Below are 17974 nucleotides of genomic sequence, written 5' to 3' on the forward strand. Positions count from 1 at the left end.
GGTTTGCTCCCCGTCTCCCCGTGTTTTCTCACCGCTGTCAGCGCGGCACATTGCCCTTCGGTGCTGCCCCGCTCGACCCCGCGGACGGCGGAGTCAGACCCGCGCCCTTCGCCACCGAGTTCTGGGCATCCACTGCCTGGCCTTCATTGGTCGAATACCGGCTGTGCGTGTCCTTGACCGCGTCCTTCATCGCCTCGATCTGAGCCGCGAAGTCCTTGTGCAGCTTCACCAGTTGGCCGTGGACGTTGTTGTAGGCCGTGTTCAGGGCCACCGCTTCCGGGAACTTCGCGGTGTCGAACATGTTCACAAAGCTGTCCGCGGTGACCTTCTGCGCCTCGAGCTTGTACGGTGCGGCCTCCGAGCCGTCCATCGCGGCGAGCAGTGCCTCGACCTGCTGGGCGAACTTGGTCAGCGTCTGCAGCTCGATCTCGACGTCGTGCTTGCCGAAGGCGTCCACCAGGGAAAGGGCACTGTCCGACGTCTGCTTCTGGCTGGCAGTGGGGCCGTAGTACCCCCCTGGAAGACTGGGCAGCGTGTAGGGGTTGTCGGCAGGCGATCCCGGAGGATTCGGCGCCGTATTCGGCGCCGAAGTCGTCGCCCCCGAGCTCGGCACCGGCGTGTTCCCCGAACTACCTGACACAGCAGTTCACCTCTCCCCCGTGCGGGCGGTCGCCCCCTGGGGGACTCCCGGTGGCCGCCTGCCCGCAATACTCCGTCAGCTTCCGGGCCGCGCGGCCCTGGTCGGCGAACCCGCCCGCCCTGAGGCGGATTTCGCCTCCGTCATGGTAGCCATCGCCCCTGTCGGACCGGCAGGGACCTTGGCCCGCCCGTGCACGATCGGTACGAACCTGACACGTACGCGCCCGCCGAACTCCCGTCCCGGGGCCCGCGGCTAGAATGACCATGTACGCCCCATCTGCCGCGCAATGTCGCACAGCAGCGACCCCGAGGCCGCAGAACGGACGTGACCGCATGCCTTCCCCCGAGCTCGCACCGCCCGCCGCCTGGTGGGCGCGCGCCGCGCGTCCGGCCCGGCCGCCGTGGCCGGTGGCGCTGATGGTGCGGGCCGCGGTGGGCATGGCGGTGCCGTTGGCGGCCGGCCTGCTGACGCACCGCCTGGACCTGGGGACGTTCGCGGGGCTCGGCGCGATGCACGCGACGATGAACGACCGCGTCGAGCCGGCCCGGCTGCGGGCCGCGCGGATCGGGACGGCCGCGCTCGCCTCCGCCGTCGGCATGCTGGTCGGCACCGGCCTCCAGCACGCGCACGCGGGCGTCCTCGCCCTGGGCACCGCCCTGACCGTCACGGCGTTCGTCTCCGGCGCCCTGAGCGCGACGGGCCCGCGCGGTTCGGCCGCCGGGATGCTGCTGCTGGTGTCGGCGGCGCTGGGCAGCGGCATGCCGCTGCCGCGTCCGTGGTGGGCGGCGGCGCCGCTGCTGCTGGCGGGCGCCGTCTTCGTCACGCTCCTGGGCCTGCCCGGCCGGGCCCGTCACCGCCCGGCCGCCGACCCGCGCAACCGCGCGCTCGCGGCCGCGTACGAGGCGCTGGGCCGTACCCTGGCGGACCTCGGCACCCCGCGGGGCGTGGCCTCGCGCCGGGTGCTGACGGCCCGCCTGAACCAGGTGCAGGACCTCCTGCCGGGGAGCGGCGGCCCCCGCGCCGCCCGGCCGCGCCGGATGTACGAGGCCGCGCTCGCCGCCACCGAGGCGGCGACCGGCCTGCTGTGGGCCCGGCGCCCGGTCCCGCCGGAGGTGGCCGAGGTCCCGGCCCGTCTCGCGGCGGCCGTCCGGCGCGGGGGCGGCGAGGTGGCGGTGCCGCACTGGCGGCCGGACACGCCAGCCCGGCGGGCGCTGGACGCCGCCCTGCGCGCGGCCGCGGACACCGTGGCCGGCCGGGAGCCGCGGCTGGGCACCGCCCCGGCGCCGCCGCCCGACCCGTGGCGGCTGCGGGCCCGGCCGCTGTCCCGGGCCTCGGTGCGGTACGGGCTGCGCGTGGCCCTGTGCATCGCGGCGGGTGCGGCGGTGACGGCCGGCTACCCGCTCAGCAAGAGCTACTGGGTGCCGATGACGATCGCCTTCGTGCTGAAGCCGGATCTGGGCTCGGTGTTCCTGCGCGCGGTGAGCCGTTCGGTCGGCACGGTGCTCGGTGTGGCCCTGACGGCGGCGCTGCTCCCGCTCACCACGAACGAGTGGGCGCTGACGGCGATCGCCGCCCTCTGCGTCGCCCTGCTCCCGTACGCGACGGCCGCGCACTACGGCCTGAACACCGTGGCGATGACCCCGATGGCGCTGGTCCTGCTGCAACTCGGCGGCCAGAGCGGCGCGGCGGAGTTCTGGCCGCGCGTGCTGGACACCGCGCTCGCGAGCGCGGTCGTGCTGCTCTTCGGCTACCTGCTGTGGCCGGAGCGCCCCCGCCACCGGATCGAGCCCCGGCTGGTCACGGCGGCCTCGGCCCTGCGCGCCTACCTCGACGCGACCACCCACGAAACCGCGACCACCCACCCGGGAGGGGCCCGCCCCCAGGCCCAGGTGTGGCTGCGCCGCACCGCGTACCGGTCGCTGGCGGACGCCCGCCAGGAGGTGCAGCACGGCCTGGCGGAGCCGCCGCCGACCGGCCGGCTGGCCGAGCGGTGGCTGCCGGCGACGGCCGCGCTGGAGCGGCTGGGCGGCGCGGTGGCGGCGTACTCGGCGCAGGTCCGCTACGGCGGCCGGGTGCCGGATCCGGCGGAGACCGACCGGGTCCGCCGGGCGCTGGACGAGCTGACGGCCGCGGCCCGCGAGCACCGCCCGCCGACGACACCGGCCGCCCGCCCGACCGCGCCGCACGACCCGGCGCTCAGCGCCCTGGGCCGCGCGGCGGACGAGCTCGAACTCCTCCTCAAACCGAGCTAGCCTCGAACTCCCCCTCGGGCAGCGGAGGTTCAGACCTGCTCGGCCAGCTCCAGCCAGGTCATCTCCAGCTCCTCCTTCTCCTCCCGGACGGCCCGCAGCTGCCCGTCCAGTTCGGCGACCTTGGAGAAGTCGGCGGCGTGCTCGGCGAGTTGGGCGTGCAGCTTGCTCTCCTTCTCGTCCAGCTTGGCGATCTGCCGCTCCAGCTTCTGCATCTCCTTCTTCGCCGCCCGCAGGTCCCCGCCGGACAGCCCGGCGGCGGCCTCGGCCGCGGGGGCGGCAGGAGCGGCGGCAACCGCGGAAGCCGCGTCGGCGGCCATCCGGGCCCGCCGCTCCAGGTACTCGTCGACGCCGCCCGGCAGCATCCGCATCCGCTTGTCCCCGAGCAGCGCGTGCACGACGTCCGTGGTGCGCTCGATGAAGAAGCGGTCGTGGCTGATGACGATCATCGAGCCGGGCCACCCGTCGAGCAGGTCCTCCAGCTGGTTGAGCGTCTCGATGTCGAGGTCGTTGGTCGGCTCGTCGAGGAACAGCACGTTCGGCTCGTCCATGAGCAGCCGCAGCAGCTGGAGCCGCCGGCGCTCGCCGCCGGACAGGTCGCCGACCGGCGTCCACTGCTTGTCCTTGCCGAAGCCGAACTGCTCGCACAGCTGCCCGGCGCTCATCTCGCGGCCCTTGCCGAGGTCGACCCGCGAGCGGATCTGCTCGACGGCCTGAAGGACCCGGGTCTCCGGCTCCAGCTCGGCGATCTCCTGGGACAGGTAGGCGAGCCGCACGGTCTTGCCGACCTTGATCACGCCCGACGCCGGCTGCACGTCCCCCTCGCTCGCGTACGCGTCGCGCAGCGCCCGCAGCAGCGAGGTCTTGCCGGCGCCGTTGACGCCGAGCAGGCCGATCCGGTCGCCGGGGCCGAGCTGCCAGGTCAGGTTCTCCAGCAGCAGCTTGGGGCCGGCCTTGACGGTGACGTTCTCCAGCTCGAAGACCGTCCGGCCGAGCCGGGCGTTGGCGAACTTCATCAGTTCGCTCTTGTCGCGCGGGTCCGGCACGTCCGCGATGAGCGCGTTGGCGGCCTCGATCCGGTAGCGCGGCTTCGAGGTGCGGGCGGGGGCGCCGCGGCGCAGCCAGGCGAGCTCCTTGCGGGCCATGTTCTGGCGCTTCTGCTCCTCGACGGCCTCGATCCGGGAGCGCTCGGCGCGGGCGAAGACGTAGTCGGAGTAGCCGCCCTCGTACTCGTGCACCTCGCCGTGCTGGACGTCCCACATCCGGGTGCAGACCTGGTCGAGGAACCAGCGGTCGTGGGTGACGCAGACGAGCGCGGAGCGGCGCTTCTGGAGGTGCTGGGCGAGCCAGTTGATGCCCTCGACGTCGAGGTGGTTGGTGGGCTCGTCGAGGATGATCAGCTCGGGCGAGCCGAGCAGCAGCTTGGCGAGGGCGATCCGGCGGCGCTCACCGCCGGAGAGCGGGCCGATGACGGTGTCCAGGCCGTCCGCGAAGCCGGGCAGGTCGAGGCCGCCGAAGAGGCCTTCGATGATGTCGCGGATGCGGGCGTCGCCGAGCCACTCGTGGTCGGCGCGGTCGGCGATGACCTCGTGCCGGATGGTGGCCTCGGGGTCGAGGGAGTCGTGCTGGGTGAGGACGGCCGGTTCGAGGCCGCCGTTCCAGGTGATCCGGCCGCCGTCCGGCTCCTCGAGCTTGGCGAGCATCCGGATGAGGGTGGTCTTGCCGTCGCCGTTGCGCCCGACCACGCCGATCCGGTCGCCTTCGCTGACGCCGAGGCTGACTCCGTCCAGCAGGGCGCGGGTGCCGTAGACCTTCGTGACGGACTCGATGGTGGCGAGGTTGACGGCCACGTGTGCTGCGCTCCTGGGTTCGGCGGTCGCGGGGCGGGCTCGGCCCGCTCCTGTCTCGGGGACACCCCGATCCACCCCAGCCTAATGGGCTCGCGGATCACCCCGAGCCGCACGGCGCCGCCGCCGCCCCCTTACACCACCGCCGCCCCCGGCACCGGCCCGTAGGTGGCGTGCGCGGTCCGGCAGGTGCCGGAGGCGCGCAGCGCCCGGGCGACGGCGGCGGCCGCGTCGGCGTCCTTGGCGAGGAAGGCGCAGGTCGGCCCGGAGCCGGAGACGAGCGCGCCGAGCGCCCCGGCCTCGGTACCGGCCCGCAGGGTGGCGGCGAGCGACGGCCGCAGCGAGACGGCCGCGGGCTGCAGGTCGTTGGCCAGGGCGGCCGCGAGGGCGACGGCGTCGCCCTCGGCGAGGGCCGCGAGGAGCGCCGGGTCCGGGTCGGGGGTGGCGACGTCGGTGTCGCCGGAGCCGGTGCCGGCCTCCTCGCGCAGCCGGTCGCACTCGCGGAAGACGGCGGGGGTGGACAGGCCGCCGTCCGCGACGGCGAACACCCAGTGGAAGGTGCCCTCGACCGGGAGCGGTTCGAGGATCTCGCCGCGGCCGCGGCCCAGCGCGACGCCGCCGACCAGGGCGAACGGCACGTCGGAGCCGAGTTCGGCGGCCAGCTCCAGCAGGGTCTCGTGCGGCGTGTCGAGCTGCCACAGCGCGTCGCAGGCGACGAGCGCGGCGGCGCCGTCCGCACTGCCGCCGGCCATGCCGCCGGCGACCGGGATGGCCTTGTCGATGTGCAGGTGGACGCCGGGGTCGGCGATCCCGTGGTGGGCGGCGAGCAGCCGGGCGGCGCGGGCGGCGAGGTTGCTGTCGTCGAGCGGGACGACGGCGGCGTCCGGCCCGGAGCAGGTCAGCGTGACGCCCTCGCCGGCGCTCGCGGTGACCTCGTCGCCGAGCGCGACGGCGAAGAAGACGTTGGCCAGGTCGTGGAACCCGTCGGCGCGCAGTCCGCCGACGCCGAGCTGCACGTTGACCTTGGCCGGCACCCGTACGGTGATCACTCGCTGTCCTTCGCGGGCTTGTGCTCGGCGATCGCGGCGAACTGCTCCACCGTCAGCATCTCGCCGCGCAGCTTGTGGTCGATCCCGGCGGCCGCGAGCGCCTGCTCGGCGCCGGCGGCGGAGCCGGCCCAGCCGGCGAGCGCGGCCCGCAGGGTCTTGCGGCGCTGGGCGAACGCGGCGTCGACCACCGCGAACACCTCCTCGCGGCTGGCGGAGGTCTTCGGCGGCTCGCGGCGGATCAGCGAGACCAGCCCGGAGTCGACGTTGGGGGCGGGCCAGAACACGTTCCGCCCGATGGCGCCGGCCCGCTTCACGTCGGCGTACCAGTTGGCCTTGACCGAGGGGACGCCGTACACCTTGTTGCCGGGCTTGGCGGCGAGCCGGTCGGCGACCTCGCTCTGCACCATGACCAGGGTCCGCTCGATGCTGGGGAAGGTCGCCAGCATGTGCAGCAGGACGGGCACCGCGACGTTGTACGGCAGGTTGGCGACGAGCGCGGTGGGCGCCGGGCCGGGCAGCTCGGTGACCTCCATGGCGTCGCTGAACACCAGGTCGAAGGAGGCCGCGCGGGAGGGCATCCGGGCGGCGACGGTGTCCGGCAGGTGCTGCGCGAGCACCGGGTCGATCTCGACGGCCGTGACGTGCCGCGCCACCTCCAGCAGCGCCAGGGTGAGCGACCCGAGCCCCGGCCCGACCTCCACCACCGCGTCCTGCTCGGTCACCTCGGCGGCCCGGACGATCCGCCGCACGGTGTTGCCGTCGATGACGAAGTTCTGCCCGCGCTGCTTGGTCGGCTTCACGCCGAACGCGGCCGCCAGCTCCCGGATGTCGGCGGCGCCCAGCAGGTGGCTGTCAGGGGTGGGGTCGGTGGTGCTCACGCGCCAAGGATACGGGCGCACGGGGCTCCGCCCGGACCGGACGGCGCCCCGCGGCACCCGAACAGGACGGGGCTCGGCGCCCGAAGGCCCGGCGGTCGCGGCGCCCGAAGGCCCGGGCGGTCTCAGTACCCGAAGGCCCGGGCCGTGTTCTGCGCGACGGCCGTCGACAGCTCGTCCTCGTGCAGCCCCAGCGTCGCGGCCATCGAGCGCACGGTGACCGGGATGAGGTACGGCGCGTTGGGCCGCCCCCGGTAGGGGTGCGGGGTGAGGAAGGGCGCGTCGGTCTCGACCAGGATCCGGTCGAGCGGCGTGGCGAGCAGGGCGTCGCGCAGCGGCTGGTTGGCCTTGAAGGTGACCGGGCCGGCGAAGGAGAGGTACCAGCCGTGCTCGGCGCAGACCTTCGCCATCTCGGCGTCGCCGGAGTAGCAGTGGAACACCACGCGCTCCGGCGCGCCCTCCGCCAGCAGCACGGCGATGACGTCCTCGTGGGCGTCGCGGTCGTGGATGACCAGGGCCTTGCCGTGCCGCTTGGCCATCTCGATGTGGCGGCGGAAGGACTCCTTCTGGATCTCCACGCCCTCCGGCCCGGTGCGGAAGTAGTCCAGGCCGGTCTCGCCGACCGCGCGGACCTGCGGCAGCGCCGCGAGCGCGTCGATCTCGGCGAGCGCGGCGTCCAGCGCCGCGGCGCCGCCCGCCGGGCGCTGCTGCCCGGACCAGCCGTCCGGGTCGCCGAGGAAGATCCGCGGCGCCTCGTTGGGGTGCAGGGCGACGGCCGCGTGCACCTGCTCGAACCGGGCCGCCAGTTCGGCGGCCCAGCGCGAGCCGGGCACGTCGCAGCCGACCTGGACGACGGTGGCGACCCCGACCGAGGCGGCCTTGGCCAGCCCCTCCTCCGGGGTGCCGGACTGCATGTCCAGGTGGGTGTGCGAGTCGGCCACCGCCACGGCCAGGGGTTCCGGCAGCGGCGGCGGGGTCGACCGGTCGTCGTCCTTCCTGGCCATCAGGCGGCGGGCTTCTCTTCGAGGCGCGGGAAGAGGATCTCGCCCTTGGTGACGGTGGACCCGGCGGGCAGCCGGCCCCAGTCGGCGACGGTGGCGACGGTCTGGGCCGACAGCGCGCCCAGCCCGGCCTCGGCGCCCAGGGAGACCCACAGCTTCTCGGCGGTGGACGGCATCACCGGGTTGAGCAGGACGGCGGTGGCCCGCAGCGCCTCGGCGGCGGTGTAGAGGATGGTGGCCAGGCGCGCCCGGCCCTCCTCGGAGTCGTCCTTGGCGACCTTCCACGGCTCCTGCTCGGTGAGGTAGCCGTTGACCTGCTTGACGAACTCGAAGATCGCCGCGATGCCGCCGGCGAAGTCCAGCTCCTCGCCGATCTTCAGGTCGGCGGCGGCGACGGCCTTGGCCAGCCCGTCCGCGACGGCCTGCTCCGCGTCGCCGGAGGCGACGGCGGCCGGCAGCGACCCGTCGAAGTACTTGCCGACCATGGCGGCGACCCGGGAGGCCAGGTTGCCGAAGTCGTTGGCGAGCTCGGAGGTGTACCGGGCGGTGAAGTCCTCCCAGGAGAACGAGCCGTCGGTGCCGAACGGGATCGCCCGGAGGAAGTAGTACCGGTAGGCGTCCACGCCGAAGTGCGAGGTGAGGTCGGTGGGCGCGATGCCGGTCAGGTTGGACTTGGACATCTTCTCGCCGCCGACCATCAGCCAGCCGTTGGCGACGACCCGCTTGGGCAGCGGCAGCCCGGCGGCCATCAGCATGGCGGGCCAGATGACGGCGTGGAACCGCAGGATGTCCTTGCCGACCAGGTGGACGGAGGCCGGCCACAGCTCGGCGAAGCGCTCCGGGTCGCTGCCGTAGCCGGCCGCGGTGATGTAGTTCTGCAGCGCGTCGACCCACACGTAGAGGACGTGCTTCTCGTCCCAGGGCAGCGGAACGCCCCAGTTGAAGGTGGAGCGGGAGATCGACAGGTCCTTGAGGTCCTGCTCGACGAAGCGCAGCACCTCGTTGCGGGCCGAGGCGGGCTGGATGAAGTCCGGGTTGGCCGCGTAGAACTCCAGCAGGCGCTCGGCGTAGGCGGAGAGGCGGAAGAAGTAGTTCTCCTCCTCCAGCCACTCGACCGGCCGCTTGTGGACGGAGCAGAGCTTCTCGTCCTCGGTGGCGCCGTCGAGCAGCTCGGAGGGGAGCTTGAACTCCTCGCAGCCGACGCAGTACGGGCCGGAGTAGCCGCCCTTGTAGATCTCGCCCTTGTCGTACAGGTCCTGGACGAACTCCTGCACCCGGGCGGTGTGCCGCTCCTCGGTGGTGCGGATGAAGTCGTCGTTGGCGATCTCCAGGTGCCGCCAGAGCGGCTTCCAGGCTTCCTCGACCAGCTTGTCGCACCACTCCTGCGGGGTGACGCCGTTGGCGTCGGCGGTCCGCATGATCTTCTGACCGTGCTCGTCGGTGCCCGTCAGGTACCACACCTTCTCGCCGCGCTGGCGGTGCCAGCGGGTGAGCACGTCGCCGGCCACGGTGGTGTACGCGTGCCCCAGGTGCGGACGGTCGTTGACGTAGTAGATCGGGGTGGAAACGTAGTACGCCGGGGCGTTCGCCCCGGTGGTGCTGTGGTCTGTGGTGTCCGCCATGGTCGGAAAGCTTAGTCGCGCGCGGGGGCCGCCCTCGACCGCGTTTCGCCGCGGGAGGGCGGCCCCGGCCCGCACCCCGGTGTCAGCCCAGCAGCCGCGACCAGAACCGGGCCCAGCGTCCGCGCGGCTTCGAGGGCCCGGGCACCGGGGACGGCCCGGCCGGCTCGGCGTGCGCCGGGTAGCCGGGGGCGTGCTGCCAGGGCTGGTCGGCGACGGCCACCCGGCCCTCGCGCATGATCCGGACGGTGTGACCGCCGCACCCCGGGCAGGTCGGCTTGAGCAGCGGCGACGGCACCCGGACACCGTTGGCGTGGTACTCGAACACGACGTGCCCGTCCTTGGCGACGTGGTGCTCGATGTCGTACGCCTGCTCCCAGCCGTACCCGCAGCGCAGGCACGCGAAGGAGTAGGCCTCCCGTACGGTCTCGACGGGAGGGTGCGGCCGGCCGGCCAGGCCTGCGGTGCTCAGCGCGTTGCCGCCGAGGGGGCTACCGACGATGTCACTCATAGCCGTCTCCCAGCGCCCGCCGGACGCTCGCCCGGCTGGGTCTTTCCGTTCCAGGAAATGCCCGGACCGCCCCGTTGGACGCCCCTCTTGTGAAGACTTGGACGCGGATTGGAGAGCCCTATACGAAAGGCCCGTCGAGTTCCGGAATCCGCGACCAAAACTTCAGCTCAGTGGGTGTTTACCGGGGCCTTCACTCCAAGGTACGACTCCCCGGGCGCCACGCAACCCCCGGAATTCACCCGTTCTTCCGGGCCTCCGGCGCACTCTCCTTCTTGGCCGCCACGACCGCGTCGAAGACCTCCCGCTTGGGCAGCGCGAGCTGCGCCGCGACGGCCGCGATGGCCTCCTTGCGCCGCTCCCCGGCCTCCTCCCGGACGGCCACCAGCCGGGCCAGCTCGGCCGGGGTGTGCTCCTGCGGCGCGGCCGGCGGGGCGCCGGCGACGACGACGGTGATCTCGCCCTTGACGCCGTCCGCCGCCCAGGCGGCCAGGTCGCCGATCGGGCCGCGCTTGACCTCCTCGTAGGTCTTGGTCAGCTCCCGGCACACGGCGGCCGGCCGCTCCGGGCCGAACGCCTCGGCCATCGCGGTCAGCGCCTCGGCGATCCGGTGCGGCGCCTCGAAGAAGACCATGGTGCGCGGCTCGGCCGCGATGGTGGCGAGCTGCCGGGCCCGGTCGCCGGTCTTGCGGGGCAGGAAGCCCTCGAAGGTGAAGCGGTCGACGGGCAGCCCGGAGAGGGCGAGCGCGGTGAGCACGGCGGACGGCCCGGGCACCGCGGTGACCTTGACGTCGGCGGCGACGGCGGCGGCGACCAGCCGGTAGCCGGGGTCGGAGACGGACGGCATCCCGGCGTCGGTGACCAGCAGCACCCGGGCGCCGCCGAGCAGCGCCTCGACCAGTTCGGGGGTGCGGCCGACCTCGTTGCCCTCGAAGTAGGACACCACCCGCCCGGCCGGGGTCACCCCCAGCGCCTGGGTGAGCCGGCGCAGCCGGCGGGTGTCCTCGGCCGCGATCACGTCCGCCGTGGCGAGTTCGGTGAGCAGCCGGGGCGGGGCGTCCGAGACGTCGCCGATGGGGGTGCCTGCGAGAACGAGTACTCCTGTCACGGGCCCCATCCTCCCAGCTGCCGGGGCGCCGGGGCGTTTGGTGACGATTCGGGCAGCTTCCGAGGGAGCGCTCACGCGTGCGAACGGCGCGCCTACGATGTGGCGGATGAACGGCGACACGGCGGCGCAGACGCCCACTGGTACGGACCACACCGCGCAGGGCGGCGTCGGCCTGCCGTCCCCGCGCCCGCCGCTGGAGGCGTCCCCGGGCTGGCGCGAGCGCCTGTCCCGGTTCGGCCGCCCGGGCCGCGCGCCGGTGCCGCTGACCGAGCGCCTGGTGCCGCCGATGCCGGACGGCCCGCGGGTGACGCCGCGCGACGTTCCGCAGTCGCCGCTGCTGCTGCGCCTGGGCCTGTCGCTGCCGCAGGGCCTGTGGTGGTTCCTGTGCCGCTGGTCCGGCTGGCTCGGCCCGATCGCGGTGGCGCTGTTCGCCGCCGCGCTGCGCTTCGTCCACCTCGGGCAGCCGAACGCGATCATCTTCGACGAGACGTACTACGCCAAGGACGCGTACGCGCTCTGGCACGGCGGCTACGAGATCAACTGGCCGGAGGACGCCAACGCGCAGATCATGTCGGGCGCGGCCGTCCCGTACCGCCCGATGGCCTCGTACGTGGTGCATCCGCCGGTCGGCAAGTGGATCATCGGCGCGGGCGAGCAGCTGTTCGGGATGAACCCCTTCGGCTGGCGGTTCTCGGTGGCCCTGCTCGGCACCCTGTCGGTGCTGATGCTGGCCCGGATCGCCCGCCGGATGTTCCGCTCGACGCTGCTGGGCTGCGTGGCCGGTCTGCTGCTGGCGGTGGACGGCCTGCACCTGGTCCTCAGCCGGGCCGCGCTGCTCGACCTGGTGGTGATGTTCTGGACGATGGCCGCCTTCGGCTTCCTGCTGCTGGACCGCGACCGCACCCGGGCCCGGCTGGCCGCCGCGCTGGGCGGCGTGGAGAACGCCGAGCTGGCGCAGCGGCTGCGCCTGGGCTGGCGCCCGTACCGGATCGCGGCCGGCGTCTGCATCGGCCTGACCTGCGCCACCAAGTGGAGCGGCCTGTACGTGATGGCGGCCTTCGGCCTGATGTCGGTGCTGTGGGACGTCGGCGCCCGCCGGCTGGCCGGCGCGCCGCGCCCGTACGCGGCCGTGCTCACCCGGGACGTGCTGCCGGCGTTCGTGTCCGTCGTGCTGGTCTCGACGGCGACGTACGTCGCCTCCTGGTGGGGCTGGTTCGCCAGCAGCAACGCGCCCGGCCAGGGCGGCTGGGGCCGGGACTGGGCGGTCGGCCGCACGACCGACTACCCGTGGATACCGGAGGGCCTGCGCGCCCTGTGGCACTACCACTCGACGGTCTACGAGTTCCACACCAACCTGCACGACCCGCACGTCTACCAGTCGAACCCGTGGTCCTGGCTGGTGCTGGGCCGACCGGTGTCCTTCTACTACGAGTCCCCCAAGCGGGGCGAGGCCGGTTGCACGGCGGCCGACTGCGCCCGCGAGGTGCTGGGCATCGGCACCCCGCTGCTGTGGTGGGCGGCCGTGGTGGCGCTGGTGTACTGCCTGTGGCGCTGGGCGTTCCGCCGGGACTGGCGGGCCGGCGCGCTGCTGTGCGGCCTGGCGGCCGGCTACCTGCCCTGGTTCCTGTACCAGGAGCGGACGATCTTCCTGTTCTACGCGGTGGTGTTCGTCCCGTTCCTGGTGCTGGCGGTGACGATGCTGATCGGCGCCCTGATCGGCCCGGCCGGCGCCTCCCGGGACCGCCGGATCATCGGTTCGGCGGCGGCCGGGCTGCTGGTGCTGATGATCGTGTGGAACTTCCTGTACTTCTATCCGCTCTTCACCGGGCAGACCATCCCGCTGGACGACTGGCGGGCCCGGATGTGGTTCAACAGCTGGGTCTGACCCCCGGCCCGGACATGTGCGCCGCGGGGGCGGGAATCGTCCGTACACGGTGCACGACACGTACCAGATCCGTCACAAGTCCCCGGCGTTTCGTCGGCGCACCGACGGACGCTGCCTAGGGTGGGGGGCGTACAGCGTTTCCGGCCCCCGCCGGTTGCGCCCGGCCGCGAGACCCCTGGGGGATTTGCACCATGCGCAGAGGCGCCAAGATCGGGATCATCACCGGCGTGTCCGTCGCCGTCCTCGCGGGCGGCGGTTACGGGGCGTACAGCCTGATGGGCTCGGACTCCGGGTCGTCCGACGCCAAGAAGCCGCGCACGGTGGTGGCCGAGCCGCCCACGGCGGACCAGGCCGCGAGCGGCGCGAAGGACTTCCTGGCGGCCTGGGCGGCCGGCGACCTCGCCAAGGCGGCCTCGCTGACCGACGACCCGGCCTCCGCCGAGAAGGCGCTGACGGCGTTCCGGGACAACGTGAAGCCGAGCGCGCTGACCCTCAACCCGGCCGGTCCGGCCACCCCGCAGGCCTTCGCCTCGGCCACCGGCACCCCCTCCCCCACGGCCAAGCCCTCGGCCGGCGCCTCCGCGACGCCGTCCGCGAGCGGCACGCCCGGCGCCGGCGACTCCCCGTCCGCCTCCGCCACCCCCGGGCCCACCGGGGTGCTGATGGGCTACAAGGCGCGGGCCGAGTTCGCGGGCACCAGCCGGGTCTGGGACTACAACGGCTTCCTGAACGTCGTGAAGATGAGCGACGACACCCCGGCCGTGCACTGGGCGCCCACGGTGATCCACCCGCACCTGAACGGCACCGAGACGATCGCCGTGCAGCCGGTGTTCGCCCCGCCGTCCACCGTGGTGGACCGCAACGGCAAGGTGCTGCAGAGCCCCTCGCTGACCTCGGCGCTGATGACCTCCCTGCAGGACAACGCCCACAAGCTGCTGCCGCCGGACCCGAACAAGGACCAGGACGCGGGCAGCGCGGTCGTGATCAGCGACCCGAACGGCAAGGGCAGCCAGGACAAGCTGTTCACCATCGTCGAGCCGAAGCCCGCCAAGCCGTTCAAGGTGACCATCGACGGCGCCCTCCAGGCCGCCGCCGAGAAGGCGATGACCGACCTGGGCGGCAAGTCCGGCTCCATCGTGGCGATCGAGCCGAGCACGGGCCAGGTGCTGGCCTTCGCCAACTCCCCCGCCAACGGCCAGAACCGGGCCTTCAACGGCCTGCTCGCGCCGGGTTCGACGATGAAGATCGTCACCTCGACGGCCCTGCTGGAGGCCGGGGTCAACCCGGACACCGTGGTGGCCTGCCCGGAGAAGAGCAGCAACCCGGTGGCGATCCCGAACGACTTCCCGGGCGCGTTCCCCAACAACACGCTCCAGCAGGACTTCATGGTGTCCTGCAACACGGCCTTCATCAACCAGGGCCTGACCAGCCTCAAGCCCGAGACGCTCGCCGGCACCGCCAAGGACGTCTACGGCATCGGCCTGGAGTGGAAGACCGGCCTGCCGAACGCGGACGGCAAGATCCCCGCGACGCCGGGCAGCAAGGACGAGCAGGCCATGAACTACATCGGCCAGGGCAAGGTCCAGATGAACCCGCTGGCCATCGCCTCGATCACCGCGACCGTCCAGAGCGGCGCGTTCAAGCAGCCCATCCTGGTCGCCGGCCTGCCGCAGCAGGCGGCGGCCCGGCAGATCTCGCCGGACGTCGCCGGCAAGCTGCGCGCCATGATGAACGCCACCGCGGTCGGCGGCACGGCCAAGGAGGTGATGGCCGGGATCACCGACAACGCGGGCGCCAAGACCGGCTCCGCCGAGGTGCAGGGCGCGTCCACCACCAACAGCTGGTTCACCGCGTTCCGCGGCAACCTCTCGGTCGCCGCCGAGGTCCAGGGCGGCGGCCACGGCGTGGACGCGGCCGGCCCGGCCGTCGCCTCGCTCCTGAAGGCGTACGGGGTCAAGTAGTACGGCCCGTCCGGAGCCCGCCCAGCCGCGTGTCAGCCGCGCGGCAGGGCGGGCTCCGGCGTCTCCCGGCGCCGGCCGGGCGGCAGCGGCCGGCGGCTGCTCCAGCGCCGGGCGGCCAGCCGGGGCCAGATGAGCAGTACGGCCGGCAGCCCGAGGTAGCCGAAGCGTCCGGCCGGGGCGAGCATGAACGCGATGGTGAGCCCCACGGCCAGCAGGTCGGCGGCCGCGATCGCGGTGACGGGCGGGCGGGCCAGCAGCCAGATGGTCACGCCGACGGCGCCGATGGTCACCAGCGCGAGCGAGATGCTGTGGCCGGTCGGCCCGATGCCGGCCAGCACCTTGCCGGGCAGCGGGCTGCCGGCCGGGGTGCGGATCGCGGTGAGCCCGAGCGGGAAGCGCACCACCTGGTCGCGCAGCGCGTCGCTCTGCCGCAGCCAGGCGGGCAGCATGACGGCCACGCTGGTGCCGACCGCGATCAGCGCCGTCCGGGCGGCGGGCCGGCGCCCGTAGAGCCGCCAGAGCAGCAGGACGGCCACCGGCAGCGCGGGCCAGGCGGTCCACTTGAGGGTGCAGGCGAGGGCGAGCACCAGCCCGGCGCCGACCGTGCGGCCCCGTTCGGCGAGGGCCATGGCCAGGCAGCAGACCCCGATCAGCGGCAGGTCGATCCCGCCGACCACCAGGGCGAGCGCTATCAATGGCGAGGCGGTGAGGACGGCCAGCGGCAGCAGCGGCGCCCGGTCGCGGCTGGGCCGCAGCAGCCGCCAGGCGGCCAGCAGGCAGACGAAGAAGGCGAGCGCGAACCAGATCCGGGCGTCCCCGGCGACCCTGGCGAAGGCGGTGGAGCTGCCGAACAGTTGGCGCGGCAGCCCGAACAGGGACATCGCCGGCAGGTAGGGGTTGTAGTCGGTGACCACGGCCGGGTGCGGGAGGTAGACGTCGCCGGTGGTGAGCAGCAGGTGGGCCGAGCGTTCGACGACCATCACCTCGGACTGGTGGCGGCCGGTCAGGGCGAGCAGTCCGAGCGGGGCGAGGACGGCGCCGACCAGGGCGACGGCGGCCGCGGCGTGGGCCGCGACGCGGCGCGGCAGGGTGAGGCAGAGGAGCCCGGCCAGGGCGTAGGCGGGAGCGGCGATCAGGCCCCAGATCCGCTGGTTGGGCAGGTCGGAGACGAGCGGGAAGGCGGCGGCCCAGCCGGCCGCGATCAGACAGCCGATCAGCTGGACGGAGCGCAGGGAGGCGAGCCGGGCGGGATTCAGCCGATCGGGCGTGGGCGGAAACGTGTTCTCGCCACGCTGTCGGGGGAACGGCCGGGTGGAGAAGCCCCGCGGGGGCCGTCCGGGTCCGGCCGTGGCCTGGGCCGCGGTGGTCTGGGCCGGCGTTCTGCCGCGGCCGGTGAAGCGGCCGCGCGGGCGGGAGAAGCCGGGCGTGCGGGTGCTCACCATGGTGGAAGGTTAGGGGTGCGGGCCGGGCGCTGTCGCCATCGCCTCGGGCGTCGGATACGGGGTGGCACGCGAAGGGCCGCCTGGAGCTGTGCAGTTCGGCGGCCCTTCACGATCGGGTAACGGCGGAGTCAACGCGCGTCGACCTCGACGGCCTCGGCCTGCGCGGCCGGTCGTTCGAGCCGGGAGTGCTTGATGCTGTAGCCGAAGTAGACGACCACCGCGACGACGAGGGCGACGGCGCCGGCCCGGAAGGTGTCGGCGTGCAGGCCCTTGATCAGGTAGGCGCAGAAGCCGATGCTGAGCAGCGGGACGACCGGGTAGAGCGGGACCTTGAAGCCGCGCGGCAGGTCGGGCTGGGTGCGGCGCAGGACGATCACGCCGACCGAGACGACCGAGAACGCGATCAGGGTGCCGAGGCTGGTGATGTCGGCGAGGACGTCCAGCGGGACGAAGGCGGCCAGCGCGCCCACGCCGAGCCCGACCACGATGGTGTTCCAGACCGGGGTGCCGGTGCGCGGGGAGACCTGGGCGAAGCGCTCGGGCAGCATGCCGTCGCGGCCCATCGAGTACAGGATGCGGGTCTGGCCGTAGATCACCACGAGGGTGACGCTGAAGATCGAGATGATCGCGCCGACCGCGAAGATCATCGCGGGCCAGCCCTGGCCGGTGATGTCCTGCATGATCTGGGCGAGGCCGGCCTCCTGGCCCTTGAACTGGTCCCAGGGCTGGGCGCCGACGGCGGCCAGCGCGACCAGGATGTAGAGCAGGGTGACCACGACCAGCGAGATGATGATCGCCAGCGGCATGGTGCGGCGCGGGTTCTTGACCTCCTCGCCGGCGGTGGACACCGCGTCCAGGCCGATGAAGGAGAAGAAGATGCTGGACGCGGCGGTCCCCACGCCGCCGATGCCGAGCGGCATGAACGGGGTCAGGTTTCCGGAACGGAAGCCGGTGACGGCGACGCCGACGAACAGCAGCAGGATCACGATCTTGATCCCGACCATGGCCGCGTTGACCTTGACCGACTCGCTGACGCCGCGGACCAGCAGGAAGCAGATCATCGCGACCAGCAGCAGCGCCGGCAGGTTGAACCAGTGGCCGCCGCCGGGGGCGCCGGACAACTGCTCGGGGATCCGGAACCCGAAGGCCAGGTCGAAGAACTTGTTCAGGTACTCGGCCCAGCTGACCGCGATCGCCGAGGCGGAGACGCCGTACTCCATCAGCAGGCAGATGCCGACGCCGAAGGCCACGCCCTCGCCGAGGGTCGCGTAGGCGTAGGAGTACGAGGAGCCGGAGACCGGGATCGCGGAGGCCATCTCGGCGTAGCAGAGCGCGGTGAGGCCGGCGGTGACCGCGGCGAGCACGAAGGACAGGATGACGGCCGGGCCGGCGTCCGGGACGGCGGTGCCGAGCACGAAGAAGATGCCGGTGCCGATGGTGGCGCCGATGCCGATCGAGGACAGCTGCCACAGGCCGATCGAGCGGCGCAGGTGGATGCCGGAGCGCCCACCGCCCTCGGGTGCGCCGGCCGGAAGGCCGTGGCCCTCGCTCTCCGCGATCAGGGTCGAGACGGGCTTGCGTCGCAGCAGGCGCGAGCCGAGGGTGTTGCTGGCCAAAACCACGGTCCTTCTGGGCGGGGGAGGGTGTCCTGGTGGTCGGTCACCCCGAGCACTGGGGGGTGCCATCGGGGACCAACCGAACAAACATGGGACAGTACCCCGCGAATACGCCAGTGTCGCAAACGAACAGTCCTGATCCGCGCATTGTACGAATTGGCAGATCAGATGTTA

Annotated in this window: 13 protein-coding genes; 3 read left to right on the forward strand and 10 right to left on the reverse strand. The window is 73.3% G+C overall.

Translation table 11 applies throughout. The annotated features are described in order from the left end of the window. Positions 1–37 precede the first annotated feature (37 nt). Positions 38–457, reverse strand: coding sequence for a hypothetical protein (locus AB2U05_RS13180; protein WP_369183278.1), 420 nt, complete (start codon positions 455–457; stop codon positions 38–40). 515 nt (positions 458–972) lie between these two features. Here AB2U05_RS13180 and AB2U05_RS13185 point away from each other — a divergent pair. Then, positions 973–2892, forward strand: a complete 1920-nt coding sequence (locus AB2U05_RS13185) for an FUSC family protein (RefSeq protein ID WP_369183279.1) — start codon at positions 973–975, stop codon at positions 2890–2892. A gap of 29 nt (positions 2893–2921) precedes the next feature. Here the strand turns inward: AB2U05_RS13185 and AB2U05_RS13190 are convergent, their stop codons facing one another. From AB2U05_RS13190 to rsmI, 7 genes are all read right to left on the reverse strand, one after another. Continuing rightward, entirely contained in the window at positions 2922–4739 is a 1818-nt protein-coding gene (locus AB2U05_RS13190) for an ABC-F family ATP-binding cassette domain-containing protein (RefSeq protein ID WP_045696412.1), read from the reverse strand. A 131-nt stretch (positions 4740–4870) separates the two neighbouring features. After that, on the reverse strand, positions 4871–5785 hold the full coding sequence (locus tag AB2U05_RS13195) for a 4-(cytidine 5'-diphospho)-2-C-methyl-D-erythritol kinase (RefSeq protein ID WP_045709543.1): 915 nt from the start codon (positions 5783–5785) through the stop codon (positions 4871–4873). Next, positions 5782–6663 carry a 16S rRNA (adenine(1518)-N(6)/adenine(1519)-N(6))-dimethyltransferase RsmA gene (gene rsmA / locus AB2U05_RS13200; RefSeq protein WP_045696408.1) on the reverse strand — a complete coding sequence of 294 codons (882 nt, stop codon included), beginning with the start codon at positions 6661–6663 and terminating at the stop codon, positions 5782–5784. The genes AB2U05_RS13195 and rsmA overlap by 4 nt, the downstream gene beginning before the upstream one ends. 122 nt (positions 6664–6785) lie before the next feature. Further along, positions 6786–7664 (reverse strand): TatD family hydrolase, encoded by an 879-nt coding sequence (locus AB2U05_RS13205; RefSeq protein WP_369183280.1) that lies wholly within the window; start codon positions 7662–7664, stop codon positions 6786–6788. Then, a complete protein-coding gene (gene metG, locus AB2U05_RS13210) occupies positions 7664–9283 on the reverse strand; it encodes a methionine--tRNA ligase (RefSeq protein WP_045696406.1) in 1620 nt (539 codons plus the stop codon). Before metG ends, AB2U05_RS13205 begins: the two co-directional genes overlap by 1 nt. Positions 9284–9365: 82 nt before the next feature. After that, positions 9366–9737, reverse strand: coding sequence for a hypothetical protein (locus AB2U05_RS13215; RefSeq protein WP_244178766.1), 372 nt, complete (start codon positions 9735–9737; stop codon positions 9366–9368). A gap of 289 nt (positions 9738–10026) precedes the next feature. Continuing rightward, entirely contained in the window at positions 10027–10896 is an 870-nt protein-coding gene (gene rsmI / locus AB2U05_RS13220) for a 16S rRNA (cytidine(1402)-2'-O)-methyltransferase (RefSeq protein ID WP_369183281.1), read from the reverse strand. A 106-nt stretch (positions 10897–11002) separates the two neighbouring features. Here rsmI and AB2U05_RS13225 point away from each other — a divergent pair, with 106 nt between their 5' ends. Both AB2U05_RS13225 and AB2U05_RS13230 read left to right on the forward strand, forming a co-directional pair. Beyond that, positions 11003–12781 carry a dolichyl-phosphate-mannose--protein mannosyltransferase gene (locus AB2U05_RS13225; RefSeq protein WP_369183282.1) on the forward strand — a complete coding sequence of 593 codons (1779 nt, stop codon included), beginning with the start codon at positions 11003–11005 and terminating at the stop codon, positions 12779–12781. A gap of 191 nt (positions 12782–12972) precedes the next feature. Beyond that, complete coding sequence (locus AB2U05_RS13230) at positions 12973–14742, forward strand: penicillin-binding transpeptidase domain-containing protein (RefSeq protein WP_052706426.1); 1770 nt, start codon at positions 12973–12975, stop codon at positions 14740–14742. 32 nt (positions 14743–14774) lie between these two features. On the opposite strand, the gene AB2U05_RS13235 is transcribed toward AB2U05_RS13230, so the two are convergent. Together AB2U05_RS13235 and AB2U05_RS13240 are read right to left on the reverse strand one after the other, a co-directional pair. Further along, entirely contained in the window at positions 14775–16184 is a 1410-nt protein-coding gene (locus tag AB2U05_RS13235; RefSeq protein ID WP_052706427.1) for a glycosyltransferase 87 family protein, read from the reverse strand. Between the two features lie 128 nt (positions 16185–16312). After that, the gene (locus AB2U05_RS13240; protein ID WP_244178764.1) at positions 16313–17806 is read right to left on the reverse strand and encodes an amino acid permease; all 1494 of its coding nucleotides are present in this window, start codon (positions 17804–17806) and stop codon (positions 16313–16315) included. Positions 17807–17974: the final 168 nt, after the last annotated feature.

The organism is Streptomyces sp. Y1 (genome assembly GCF_041053115.1).
GTDB classification, from domain to species: Bacteria; Actinomycetota; Actinomycetes; order Streptomycetales; family Streptomycetaceae; genus Kitasatospora; species Kitasatospora rubellomurina.